The following is a 12,541-nucleotide window of genomic DNA, read 5'->3' on the forward strand; positions in this document are numbered from 1 at the left end:
CTCTCCCTTAAAAAATTATAATTTTGAAAGTATCATTATAGATATAATAAGGCCATATATAGCAATTCCTTCTCCAAGTCCAACAAATATAAGAGTTTTTCCTAAAATCTTAGGATTTTCAGATACTGCGCCCAGGGCTGAGGACCCAACAGAGCCTACAGCAAACCCTGCCCCAATAGTTGCAAGTCCTGTTGAAAGTCCAGCTGCTAAATATCCAAGCCCAGCAGCTGGATTTGTGGAAACCTCCACTGCACCACGTGCTACACTTGGTATATTTACAATTAAAGCACCCATCATAACCGGTATAAACACACTTAAATTTATTTTAAGTGCCTTTTTAATTTTTTGTTTTCCTAATAGTTCTATTCTACTTTGGACTACTACTCCATAAGTAATAGTAACTATAACAACGCAAAATGTTAACATTAATAACATAGTCATAATATTTATTCCTCCTTCTAATAAGTGATATACATTTTACTTGAATTTAACCCTTACAGGTTCATAACTAACCCCTGCTCCTTCATAATACTTACTAAATAATTCATAATACTGCAGCCTTAATCCTTGTATAAACACAATCAATCCTTCAAGGGCTATGATTACTATATTACCAATTACTAATATTAATACTGAAGCAGTCCCGCTTTTAGTCATAGAGGCCATAGATGCAAATGCAACAAATAAACCTACATGGTTTAAGGCAAATGCTCCCACTCTTATAAATGAGAGTGTATTTGAAAACATTGATAGTAACGTTTCTACTACTTCAAAACCTGATTCTATAAAATAATCCTTAGCTCCCTCTTCAAATAATATTTTATTGCCTTTTATACTATTAGCTAACGGCTGCTTTAGTAGTATTAGTAATAACCAGAAAATAAAATATATCATCCAAATAGCTATTGGCAACAATGGTTTTTTATATATTATCGAGACTATTAGTATTATAGCTCCAATATAAAACATAAATCCGGCTAGCCCATCTTTTCCAAAAAATCCTCGCTCTATATCTTTTCTTCTTAAACTATTAGTAATTCCTAATATAAAACCAAAAATCAAGAACCCACATCCAAATATTATAGCTCCAATAAGAACATCATTTATATTTTCCATAGGTCTAATAAGTAACGCATTAATTACAGTCTCCGATCCAAATACACTTCCATATAAAAATCCAAATACTATTGAACTTATACCAAGCGTTTCTAGCACTCCACCTAAATTAACTCTACCTGCCTTATTCTTAAGCAAAAATCCTACTAAAAGAATCACTAGCCCCTGTCCCACATCTCCAAACATAGCACCAAACATTAGAGTATATGTTATTGCCAAAAATATGGTAGGATCGATTTCATCGTAGCTAGGAACCCCATACATTAGAACCATACTTTCAAAAGGTTTAAATAATCTATTATTTAAAATCATAGTTGGTGGAGTAATTGCTTTATTAGTTATTTCATTAGCTTCTTTTTTAATAATTAATATTCTATCGTCAAAACTTAAAAGCAAATTGTCTAAAGTCTCCATAAAACTTATAGGTATCCAACCAGAAAGATAAAAGAATTCATTAGTGCAAGCTGAACTTTTTTTAATCTCCTCAGATTTTTGTTCTAGATCATAACTATTTATTATGTTTTTTATAGTTTTATAATTTACCCTTAAAAAAACATTAAGTTCAACTTGAATATTCATCAGCAACTTTTGTATCTCATTTATTTCAGAACGAATAACACCTGCCACATCCTTTGGTAACCCAATATAATGGTCAGGCACTAATATTTTTTCGCAATTTGCAGATTTAAAAATCCTCTCAGTTTCTGTTAGCAAAAGCAAAGGCGTAAATGATAAAAATATTACAAAATCATCTTTAGTGTATACAGATTCAATTATTGAGGGTATATTTTCATAATTTGCTTTTAATTTAATCATGCTTTGCTCAGTCACTTTGTATAGATCAACTCGAAAATTTTTCATAGCAGTAAATTCTTCCATAGGGACAGTTACATTCTTTAAGAACCCCAATGCCTCATAGGTATTTTTAAGATACTCTTCTTTTTCTTGTAACTCCTCCATCTTTTTATTCATTACCATATATTCATCATAAACCCTTGATAGTTCTTTTTCGGAGCATTCAAAATCAAAAATAGTTTCTTTAATATATTCACCTTTTATACCAATGAGGTTCTGAGCTCCTTCAAGCACATCAATATGTTTTAAACTTATATTATAATCTTTATCTGATACGTAAGGTCTTATATAGTTTACATCCATTAAAGCTTCTATATTATCATCCGTGGTTTTTAATACAAAATCAGACGAATTTATTTCTTGAAGAGCATTTACTGGCTGCATGCATCCGTTTAAAGCAAGCATTTTAGTTATCTTATCAAAATCAGACATTACTCCTACTAAATTAATCATATTCATCTTTTCTATAGACAAAAAATCACCTCCTGCAATCAATTTGTAAATAATAAATTATAATGTAAGTGAAATATACTTTGTACCTTCTTTTATATCAATAGAATACCGTTTTTGTTCTATTATAGATATAATATCGCTTATTTCAATCCTATAAATCATAAAAAAGCTCATAACCAAACTTATATTATTTTTATTTTCTTTAATAATTTTCTTGAAATATATTTTTCGAAATTCACGTTCGTGTTTTTCAATAATTATTGAGTCATCCTTTTCGTATATATATGCATAAGGAGTGTTTTCTATTAGATCTCGAAAGTCTGCCATATCTCTTACATAACAAAGTTTTCTAATCGTTTGCTTTGAAAGCTTATGACCATTATATATAGTATAATTAAATAATTCTTCAGGAGATATCTTATAAAAAGTCTTCCCCCTATATATCCACCCTAAATTTAAAATATCAACTCCCATACCTATAATATTTTGAACCACTTCTTTATTTTCAGTATTTAAATGTTTAAGTTCACTCCTAATAGATGTAAAATAGACAAAATCAAGTTCTGTTTCAATTCTAAACAAACCTTTTTCACTTATGTCCTTAGCTAAATTTTTTAGATACTTATAATATATACTTCCTTTGAGACCATCTATTACTTCTTCTACATTTTTAAATGCTAATAAATAATCATAGTTTATTGTATTTAATGAACTTCTGGCTATTAATCTGCTGTTTATTTCCTCACTACTTCGATTAAGATATTTGCCTCTAATAATCACTTTTAAATCTTCTATCTCCCATCTTAGAAACAGAACCTTTATAAGTTTCCTATATTCACCTGAAAAATATTTTATAAATGTGTTATAAGTACTTATGTAGTGCTTATGTAGAATGTTTTCTAAGTTACTTCGATGCAGTTTATCTAAGTTGCAATCGCGTAGAAGTTCACTATAACTCGTTTCATCTTTTAATACCTTAACAGTGCTTATAAAGTCTTTACAATTTAATAGCTTAATATATTGATCTTGACTTAGCATCTTTCCAATCAAAGCCTTTATTTTTGAATTTATAGCACTAAACTCAACAATACTTCCCATATAACTCCACTCCTATTATAGCTTTATTACCCTATTAAATCATCTCCTGCGGATCTGAAATGTCATTAAATATTTCATCAACTATAGCTAATTTATTAGCTTTATATTTGGTATTAATCTTATCTAACTCCTTTTCTTTTTCTTTTTTTATGTTTTCAGCTAAATTTTGAGCTTCCATTATTTTTTCATTACCTATAACTTGCTTAATATTTTTGCAATCTTCGTTAAATCTGTTCGTTAAATTATTTATCTCAGCTTCAAGCTCATCTTGTTTTTCACTAAGTAGTTCATCAATGTTCTTTCTAAAGTTTTGAGCATCTTTGTCTATACTCATTATTTTGTTCATTACAAATTTCAAAGCATCACCCCCAATATTTTAGAAATAATATATTATTTTGAATTTTACTTATAATTGTACATAATAATTATTCTCTTATTATATTACCCTTAGTCCATAATGTCGAAAGCGATTTTCGACATTATATTCGTGTGTACAATAAATATTTTTTCTTTTTTTTCTTTAACTCATGTAGTATACTTATAGACTATGGTTAAATATATTATTAAAGGAGGATCCCCATGAAAGATGACATCAAAGAAATTGAAGATAACATAATAAAGTATCTTTATGAAAATAGAACATCATCCCCACAAAGCATTGCCAAAATAAAGCTTGCTATTAATTTAGGAAATGGTAAAGGTAATCTTAGATTATTAAAATCATCCCTTGAATCTCTAATGAAAAAGAGATTTATAACTAAACAAGCAGTCAGAGGAAATTATAAAATTGAACCTAGCGGAATAGAATTTATCGAAGAAAATGAAAAAAAAGAGCTTTAGGCTCTTTTTTTATGTGAATTAATATAAAAAAGCGGCTCAGATAACATAAAAATATGTATCTAAGCCGCAATATGTCTATTTAATTGTAAAACATGTTTAATTATAATTCATTATGGTCCATTGAGGCAATAAAATTTAAAAAAAATAAAAAATATCATTACCTACCTGAACCCCGTAAACAATTATGATTATAACATATTTCAATGCTCTATTCAATAATAATATAGATAATTTTGTCGAATTCTTTATTCCTAGGTTTCATAATTTAAATTGTTGTTCCTCATTTATATATCTTATCCTAAATTTATATAAATATACAATTTCCCCATATCATTTCAGTATATTATTTACTTTATATCTATTTTATCTATAAACTTACTTAATGTCTTTTCACCGATGCCACCTACTTTCGTCAATTCATCTACAGACTTAAATCCTCCATTTTGCTCTCTATACTCAATTATAACACCTGCTTTTGCCTCTCCTATGCCTGTAAGAGTCATAAGTTCTTCCTCACTTGCAGTATTTATATTAATGATAGAGTCCTTCTCATTTGTTTTAGAGGTTGAAGTAGCTCCACCTCCAGGACTATTCTGAATAATTTGTGTTTTAGCTTCCTCACCTTTTCGTGCAATAACAATGCAGTCCTCATCATTTAGTTTTGCGGAAAGGTTTGTAGCATCAAGATCTGCGTCACTAGTTCCCCCACCTGCTAGTTCTATAAGATCAGTTACTCTGCTTCCTTGTTTTATTTCATAAACACCAGGATTTTTTACTGCACCTTTTATATCCACCTTAATATTAATTTCTTCCACGAAAGCATTATTACTTTTCTTAGATTCAACCTGCGACTGTACTGCTGCAACTTTTGTTTCTGGTGTTTTAGCAGTTTCTACAAACATATTCTCATAATCAGTAACATTAATATTTTCTTTTGGCTTTGACATAACATATCCAACAATTAAAAATACAATAATTACGAACAAAATAACTATAGATCCAATTATTTTTTCTTTATTTTTCATAAATCCTCCTTGCTAATCTTCGTGACATTCATACACTTACTAATTATTCATCTATATATAGAATTATTGACAACTTTACATAAATACTATCGCTAAGAAAGGATTTTTTTGATATACTATAGATGTTGAAAACTTGGAGGTACTACATGAAGAAGTTAATTACACTAATACTAACGTCACTTTTTTTAATTTTTAACACATTCCCAGCAGTCAGGGCCCTCGAAGCCGCGCCTACAGTCTCCGCTGATAGTGTAGCACTAATAGATGCCACTACTGGTAGAATACTTTATGAGAAAAACAAAGATACTGCTTACCCCCCTGCTTCCACCACTAAGATAATGACTATCCTTCTAGTCTTAGAAAACTCTAATTTAGACGATGTGGTAACCGTAAGCAAAAATGCAGAAATTACTGATGGTTCAAAAATATATATTTTTGAGGGTGAAAAAATAACTGTAAAAGAATTATTATATGGACTAATATTACCTTCAGCTAACGACTGTGCCGTCGCTCTAGCTGAATATATAAGTGGTTCAACAGATAAGTTTGCAGATCTTATGAATAAAAGAGCAGCTTCTTTAGGTTGCAAAAACACTAATTTTGTGAACCCTAATGGTCTATATGATGTTAATCATAAAACTTCTGCCTATGATTTAGCTTTAATTATGCAGGAACTTACAAAACATGATGAGTACAGGGTAATAGCAACAACTCCTACATATTTAATGGCGGCAACAAATAAATCCAAGCTTCAGCGACCTCTTTGGAATGAGAATAGACTAATACAAAAATCCGACCCGTACTATTATCCTTATAGCATCGGTGGCAAGACAGGCTATACTATACAGTCAAAACATTCTTATATCGCTGTAGCTCATAAAAATGGTCAAAAAATCATAGTTTCGCTTATACATGACTCTAAAAAAACATTTTTTCCAGACAGTATAAAATTACTTAATTATGGATTTGATAATTTTAAGCTTATGAAACAGTTTAAAAAGAATGATGTTGTATCAAACTTAACCTTAGACGATGGCACGGTGCTTCCACTACTAGCCTCAAAAGATCTGTATATAGTTAAAGAAAAAAATTCTACTTTGACCCCAGATGTTAAAACTGAGCAAATAGTGCCAAACATATCGTCAGTTAAAAAAGGTGATTTAATAAGTAAGGCTGTAATCGCTTTAGGCGATGATTCCTACAATTTAGATTTAGCTAGTGGGATAGATTATACTAAAAAGATTGTTCCACTAAGTAATACATTTAAAAATGGCTCAAAACCATTTTTTAATATACTAAAATATCTTGCGATTATCTTAGTATTATTATTCTTTTTTATAAGAGGAATAAAGAAGAAAAGAAGAAGGAAAAAAAGACTTAATAGATTTGTACGTAACTTAAATAATAAAAGATAGTAAACGTCGATATTTGTAACACCTTGATTAAATCATCTCCTGCGGAGCTGCAATTAAAAAGCATGGAATATAAACTAAATTTAGTTTATATTCCATGCTTTTTTATATGTTACTTTCAGCTTTTAGGTTGCTAACCAAATCTTCTATATCATTAGGAAGTTTTGATTCTAATATAAGCGAATCACCTGTCCTAGGGTGTGGGATGATTAATTTATAAGCATGTAGTGCCTGCCTATCTATATACTCCCCCTCACAAGTTCCATAAAGACTGTCCCCATAAAGCGGATGACCAATATGACTTAAATGAACACGAATTTGATGAGTTCTACCAGTTTCTAAAGTAACTTTTAGTAAATCCCCATTTTCAAAAGAATCAATAACCTCATAATGAGTTATACTTCTTTGTCCATCTTCCCAAACTTCTCTTTTTGCACTATCTTTATTTGGGTTTCCAATAGGTAGATCTATAGTCCCTGTCTTATTTTCCATATTACCATGTACAACAGCCATATAACTTTTTTCAAATATTTTGCCTTTATCATTGTTTTTCATATTGCTACTAATATTTACATCGTTTCCATGCATGTCTCTAGCTAACGCCATATGTGAAAATTGGTTTTTTGCAATTATTATAAGACCTGAAGTGTCTCTATCTAGTCTACTAACTAATCTAACAATGCAATTTTCCCCTTTTTCCTTAAAATAATATAAAACTCCATTTGCCAGAGTTCCATAAGGATGACCATGAGTCGGATGAACCACTATGCCAGGACTCTTATTAATAACAATAAGATCTATATCCTCATATACAATGTCTAATTCCATCTTCTCTGGCTCGATGTTTTGATGTTCATCCCGCTTCATGTCAATTTCTATTTTATCTCCGGAATTTATTCTCAAATTTAACTTAGCTAGCTTATCATTTACATTTATTTTACCACTAAGCCCTGAACTTTTTATAAATCTACCAGATAAGTTTTCTGAATATTTTAAATAATCCCGTATTTTTACATCAGAAACATCTGCTCCAACTATATAGGTTAATTTATCATTAAGCAATAGCAATTACTTCTATTTCAATTAAAGCATCCTTAGGAAGTTTAGCTGCCTGGACACAAGATCTAGCTGGAGGATTTATGCTAAAATATTTAGCATACACTTCATTCATAAGATCAAAATCATTAATATCCTTTAAAAATACTAAAGTTTTCACTACCTTATCCATAGTTGTTCCAGCTTCTTCTAATACAGCCTTTACATTCTCTAAAGATAACGCAGTAGCTTTTTTTATATTATCATTTATAAATTCACCAGTAACCACATTTATCGCTAGTTGCCCCGATGTATATATTAAATTACCTACTTTTACAGCCTGAGAATATGGCCCAAGCGCTGCTGGTGCATTTTTAGTGCTTATTATTTGTTTTTCCATTTTTATCTCTCCCTTATAAGTCCTTATAATTAATGCATGAGTTCATGATCTTCACCTAATAAAACTATTATATCAAATTCTTTATTACTAGATTCTAGAAATTCAATATTATCTATTTTAAAATCTTTTTGTAGATCATCTTTCATGCTTTCATCTCCATTATATACCGTAATTTTACTTTTGCTAGTTGCCTCACCATTTCCCGTTATAGCTTTACTATAGTCATTTTCCATAAGATAAGTGTTAAAATCACTTGCAAGTCCTGATATTTTTGTACCGTTATTAACCTTTATCTTTAGTTTTGATTTATTAATAGTAACATGACCATTATTTAATTCTGAAATAATTTTCTCGTTTTTGGCATCTTCATATACTACATATGATATACCTTTTATATCCTTTAAGTCACCTTTAATAGTCTCCATAGTAAGTTTACCATCACCAATAGTTGCAAATATATAACCATATTTAATTATTTCATTAGCATCCATATTAGTTTCTACAGAACTTTTAATTGCTGATAAAATACTTGGAATTTTAATTACTATAATAGGACTTTTTACTTTATCCATCACTTTAGATATAAATAAATGTTGATTTTCTATTCTACCAAGGTCACCATTTTCAAAACCAGAACCATCTGTATTTTTTCTCCACCTAAAAAATTCCTCAGCTTTTTTACCATCTAAGTGAACTGTTGTACCTTTGTCAAAATGAATGCTTAAGTCTTGAGTAGGATCCTCATAATCCATTTGCCTTGTTATCTCCATATCCACTCCACCAATAGCATTAATTACCTTATCAAATCCCTCATAATTAATTTTGCCATAATAATCAATATGTACGTCCAAGATAGTTTCGACTGCAGCAACAGCATAATCAACCCCACCTATAGCATGAGCAGCATTAATCTTTTGATTTTTCCCATTAACACTAACTAAGGTATCTCTAGGAATGGATACCATACTAATTTTTTTGTCATCTGCATTATAATGTGCAAGTATCATTGTATCTGTCCTCGCACGATTATCAGCACTGGTAGAACCAACAGTCCCCACATCCACACCCATAACCAGTATGTTGCATGATTCACCATTTTTTTTAATATTTTCAAGCTGCTCTGCACTAAGTCCAGATGTTGTGTCATGTTTTGATAAATCTACTGCATCGTTATTTAAATTAGCTAAATAGAAATAAAAGCACCCAAAAACTAATAGAAAAGTCGCCACTATAACAGTAGTTGTAACAATTACAAATCTTTTATAGTTTACTATTCTTTTGTGTTTTTTATTATTACTCATAATCTCACCTTCTGCTTTTACTTAATAAATAATTTCTTGCATCTATTGTATTCATATGCAATAATCCACTTTTACTTATAATATATTTTATGGTGTTGTCAAATGATTTTAATATAGCAGCATCTAAATCTATTTGAGTTAAACTTCGCAGCTCTTCTACCCCACTAAATGCCCTTAAAGGTTCTATATAATCTGCAATGTAAATTATCTTCTCTAAAGTGCTCATATTTTTCCTGCCAGTAGTATGATATCTAATTGACATTAAAATATCCTCATCATTTATTCCCATTTCATCTTTAGCTATTATGCTTGCCACTAGTCCATGCAAAATAGATGGATTTTGAATTTCTATATCACTTATCTCTATTTTATGATCACTCACAACTTTTATAAGCTGGATATTTGTCAAATTCTTAGCACAATCATGTACTAAACCTGCTATATGCGCTTTTTCTATATTCTGATGGTATCTTTTCGCAAGTAGTGCCGCAGTATCACTAACGCTTAAACTATGATTAAATCTACTTTCTTTTAAATTCACTTTTATATAATCAAGCATTTGTTTTTCATTCCACATTAAAATCCTCCTATACTTCTAAATCTTAGAAAATAGCTACGGATTATTTAGTTCCTATTTATACAAATGATTTTTGTCAATGATTCCCTTTACGCCTCTAGGAAGAAGATAATCAACTTTTCTACCTTGTTTTATGTTACTTCGAATATTAGTAGATGATATATCTATAATTGGCATATTCAAAAAAAATATTTTATTATTAAATTTTTCTTCTAAATATTTTTTCTGTCTTAACACTTTTTTTACTTCGAATCCTGCCCTGTTGTAAACTACTAGTTTACAATTATCAAGTATTCTTTCTACATTTTTCCAATTTCTTAAATCCATTAAGCTATCTGTACCAATTAAAAAATACCATTCTACATCACTTTGCAAATTATTAAAAAGCTCCAGAGTTTCATAGGTATAACTATTTTCTTTTTTATTTATTTCATAATCACTTATTTCAAATTTTTCTTCGTTTATCACAGCCTTTTCAACTAGATCATATCTAATTTGAGCATCTGTAATATTTTTATTGAGTTTATTAGGTGGATTACCCGCTGGCATAAATATAACTTTATCCAAATGTAGATTATATAATGCTTCATAGGCAATGTGAACATGACCTATATGAATAGGGTCAAATGTTCCTCCAAAAATAGCCTTTTTCACTATAACACCTTCTTTATATTATAATACCCCCCAAAGAAAAAAACAGAACAATTTCTAATTTGTATAGAGGAAAAAGCATGTAAGATTACATGCTTTTATGGTAATTCAATTCTAGGCTTATTTATTGACCTTTTATATAGTACACATTTACTTCCGATAGATTGAACTCCCTCTGCTCCTATTGCTTCACAAATTATATCTGAAGCTTCTCTCGCAGTTATCCCGCTATTGTTCAGTACTTTAATTTTAATTATCTCTCTAGATTCTAATGCTTCCCCTACTTGCTTTAAAAAATTTGATTCTACTCCCGCTTTCCCAAGCTGAAATATAGGTTGTAATGGGTTTGCAATAGTTCTTAAATAACTTCTTTGTTTACTTGTAATCATAATATCCTCCTAGCTACATGTTTGCCCCATGTAAATAAATAACAATCTGATGTTCCTGTATTTACATGCCTGGCAACTTATAAGAATTTTCACTACTTATATTTTATAATAAGAATTCAAATTCGAATTTCTGTAGTCTTACTAAATCACCATCTTGAATTCCTTTTGCAACTAAAGCATCAAATACGCCTTTATTCTTTAATACCTTGTGGAAATATTTGAGAGAATCTGGTTCGTTTATATTAACTGCATTAAGCAATCTTTCAACAAAACTTCCTTCAACAACAAAAGTTCCTTGGTCATCCACTTCAATAGTGTATGTAAATCTTTTCTCTTCTATTATGAATTTGTCTTCATCCGCAATTACTAGTTCTGTAACCGGAATGGTAGATAACATTCTAGCTGCTTCTTTCATCAAATCTTCTACACCCTGATTTGTAGCTGCCGATATTTTAAATATTTTGCTATCATCATATCCCAATTCATTCAATTTTTTCTTAAAGTTTTCAAATGCTTCATCATCAAATAGCAGATCACTTTTATTAGCAGCTATTATTTGAGGTCTATCCCATAACTTAACGCTATATTTCCTAAGTTCTTCATTTATTTTCATAAAATCATCTACAGGATCTCTGCCTTCAATTCCTGAAATATCAACTACATGAATAAGCATTCTAGTTCGCTCAATATGTCTTAAGAATCCTATTCCAAGACCTACTCCCTCAGCTGCTCCTTCAATTATTCCAGGTATATCAGCCATAACGAAATGTTGTGCACCCTTAACACTTACTACTCCTAAATTTGGTTTCAATGTAGTAAAATGATAATTAGCAATTTTAGGTCTTGCTTTTGACACTACTGAGAGCAATGTTGACTTTCCTACATTTGGAAAACCTAATAATCCAACATCAGCTAAAATCTTAAGTTCAAGCTTAATCCATCGCTCTTCTCCTGGCATTCCAGGTTCTGCAAAATTAGGTGCTTGCCTTGTAGGCGTACAAAATTTAACATTACCTTTTCCGCCTTGTCCAGCTTTGCATACTCTATAAGTTTCACCATCATGAGCTAAATCACACATTATTTTATTTGTTTCTAGATCACGTACAATAGTTCCCATTGGTACTTTAACATAAAGATGTTCTCCAGCTTTTCCATAGCACTTAGAACCTGAACCTGCTATTCCATTTTTTGCTACAAATTTTCTTGCATATGAAAAATCTAATAAAGTTGTCATACTCGCATCAACCACGAATGTTACATCTCCACCATTTCCACCATCTCCACCATCTGGTCCACCCAGTGGTATATACTTTTCTGTTCTAAAAGAAACGGCTCCATTACCACCATTCCCAGATTTAACAAAAATCCTAGCTGTATCAATAAACATAT

General features: G+C 30.3%; 14 protein-coding genes. 2 read left to right on the forward strand and 12 right to left on the reverse strand.

All coding sequences use genetic code 11. From position 1 onward, the window contains the following. Positions 1-15: 15 nt before the first annotated feature. Genes ACREVX_RS06605 through ACREVX_RS06620 form a run of 4 tightly spaced genes read right to left on the reverse strand, consistent with a single transcriptional unit; the run spans position 16 to position 3,880 of the window. Positions 16-441, reverse strand: coding sequence for an ATP synthase subunit C (locus ACREVX_RS06605; protein WP_431543373.1), 426 nt, complete (start codon positions 439-441; stop codon positions 16-18). 36 nt (positions 442-477) lie between these two features. Then, positions 478-2,445, reverse strand: coding sequence for a V-type ATP synthase subunit I (locus tag ACREVX_RS06610; protein ID WP_431543374.1), 1,968 nt, complete (start codon positions 2,443-2,445; stop codon positions 478-480). A gap of 36 nt (positions 2,446-2,481) precedes the next feature. Further along, on the reverse strand, positions 2,482-3,522 hold the full coding sequence (locus ACREVX_RS06615) for a V-type ATPase subunit (RefSeq protein WP_431543375.1): 1,041 nt from the start codon (positions 3,520-3,522) through the stop codon (positions 2,482-2,484). Between the two features lie 34 nt (positions 3,523-3,556). After that, positions 3,557-3,880 (reverse strand): hypothetical protein, encoded by a 324-nt coding sequence (locus ACREVX_RS06620; protein WP_431543376.1) that lies wholly within the window; start codon positions 3,878-3,880, stop codon positions 3,557-3,559. A 221-nt stretch (positions 3,881-4,101) separates the two neighbouring features. Here ACREVX_RS06620 and ACREVX_RS06625 point away from each other — a divergent pair, with 221 nt between their 5' ends. Continuing rightward, on the forward strand, positions 4,102-4,362 hold the full coding sequence (locus ACREVX_RS06625) for a hypothetical protein (protein ID WP_431543377.1): 261 nt from the start codon (positions 4,102-4,104) through the stop codon (positions 4,360-4,362). Positions 4,363-4,709: 347 nt separating this feature from the next. Here the strand turns inward: ACREVX_RS06625 and ACREVX_RS06630 are convergent, their stop codons facing one another. Continuing rightward, positions 4,710-5,387, reverse strand: coding sequence for a helix-hairpin-helix domain-containing protein (locus tag ACREVX_RS06630; protein WP_431543378.1), 678 nt, complete (start codon positions 5,385-5,387; stop codon positions 4,710-4,712). A gap of 146 nt (positions 5,388-5,533) precedes the next feature. Between ACREVX_RS06630 and ACREVX_RS06635 the strand changes: the two genes are divergently transcribed. Beyond that, positions 5,534-6,802 (forward strand): serine hydrolase, encoded by a 1,269-nt coding sequence (locus tag ACREVX_RS06635; protein WP_431543379.1) that lies wholly within the window; start codon positions 5,534-5,536, stop codon positions 6,800-6,802. Positions 6,803-6,904: 102 nt separating this feature from the next. On the opposite strand, the gene ACREVX_RS06640 is transcribed toward ACREVX_RS06635, so the two are convergent. From ACREVX_RS06640 to obgE, 7 genes are all read right to left on the reverse strand, one after another. Next, positions 6,905-7,861 (reverse strand): RluA family pseudouridine synthase, encoded by a 957-nt coding sequence (locus ACREVX_RS06640; protein WP_431543380.1) that lies wholly within the window; start codon positions 7,859-7,861, stop codon positions 6,905-6,907. Beyond that, the gene (locus tag ACREVX_RS06645) at positions 7,854-8,234 is read right to left on the reverse strand and encodes a RidA family protein (RefSeq protein ID WP_431543381.1); all 381 of its coding nucleotides are present in this window, start codon (positions 8,232-8,234) and stop codon (positions 7,854-7,856) included. Before ACREVX_RS06645 ends, ACREVX_RS06640 begins: the two co-directional genes overlap by 8 nt. Positions 8,235-8,263: 29 nt before the next feature. Further along, positions 8,264-9,535, reverse strand: coding sequence for an LCP family protein (locus ACREVX_RS06650; RefSeq protein ID WP_431543382.1), 1,272 nt, complete (start codon positions 9,533-9,535; stop codon positions 8,264-8,266). A 4-nt stretch (positions 9,536-9,539) separates the two neighbouring features. Continuing rightward, the gene (gene yqeK, locus ACREVX_RS06655; protein WP_431543383.1) at positions 9,540-10,112 is read right to left on the reverse strand and encodes a bis(5'-nucleosyl)-tetraphosphatase (symmetrical) YqeK; all 573 of its coding nucleotides are present in this window, start codon (positions 10,110-10,112) and stop codon (positions 9,540-9,542) included. A 54-nt stretch (positions 10,113-10,166) separates the two neighbouring features. Then, positions 10,167-10,769, reverse strand: a complete 603-nt coding sequence (gene nadD / locus ACREVX_RS06660) for a nicotinate-nucleotide adenylyltransferase (RefSeq protein ID WP_431543473.1) — start codon at positions 10,767-10,769, stop codon at positions 10,167-10,169. Between the two features lie 92 nt (positions 10,770-10,861). Then, complete coding sequence (locus ACREVX_RS06665; protein WP_431543384.1) at positions 10,862-11,152, reverse strand: YhbY family RNA-binding protein; 291 nt, start codon at positions 11,150-11,152, stop codon at positions 10,862-10,864. 103 nt (positions 11,153-11,255) lie between these two features. Beyond that, on the reverse strand, positions 11,256-12,539 hold the full coding sequence (obgE, locus tag ACREVX_RS06670; protein WP_431543385.1) for a GTPase ObgE: 1,284 nt from the start codon (positions 12,537-12,539) through the stop codon (positions 11,256-11,258). Positions 12,540-12,541 lie beyond the last annotated feature (2 nt).

This window comes from Clostridium sp. (genome assembly GCF_050717545.1).
GTDB lineage: Bacteria > Bacillota > Clostridia > Clostridiales > Clostridiaceae > Clostridium_AD.

Excerpts from the sequence above, each read along its gene's own strand:
- ACREVX_RS06645 (WP_431543381.1), bottom strand. The coding sequence starts at position 8,234 with ATGGAAAAACAAATAATAAGCACTAAAAATGCACCAGCAGCGCTTGGG.
- ACREVX_RS06605 (WP_431543373.1), bottom strand. The coding sequence starts at position 441 with ATGACTATGTTATTAATGTTAACATTTTGCGTTGTTATAGTTACTATT.
- yqeK (WP_431543383.1), bottom strand. The coding sequence starts at position 10,112 with ATGTGGAATGAAAAACAAATGCTTGATTATATAAAAGTGAATTTAAAA.
- ACREVX_RS06615 (WP_431543375.1), bottom strand. The coding sequence starts at position 3,522 with ATGGGAAGTATTGTTGAGTTTAGTGCTATAAATTCAAAAATAAAGGCT.
- ACREVX_RS06630 (WP_431543378.1), bottom strand. The coding sequence starts at position 5,387 with ATGAAAAATAAAGAAAAAATAATTGGATCTATAGTTATTTTGTTCGTA.
- ACREVX_RS06650 (WP_431543382.1), bottom strand. The coding sequence starts at position 9,535 with ATGAGTAATAATAAAAAACACAAAAGAATAGTAAACTATAAAAGATTT.
- ACREVX_RS06635 (WP_431543379.1), top strand. The coding sequence starts at position 5,534 with ATGAAGAAGTTAATTACACTAATACTAACGTCACTTTTTTTAATTTTT.
- ACREVX_RS06625 (WP_431543377.1), top strand. The coding sequence starts at position 4,102 with ATGAAAGATGACATCAAAGAAATTGAAGATAACATAATAAAGTATCTT.
- ACREVX_RS06665 (WP_431543384.1), bottom strand. The coding sequence starts at position 11,152 with ATGATTACAAGTAAACAAAGAAGTTATTTAAGAACTATTGCAAACCCA.
- obgE (WP_431543385.1), bottom strand. The coding sequence starts at position 12,539 with ATGTTTATTGATACAGCTAGGATTTTTGTTAAATCTGGGAATGGTGGT.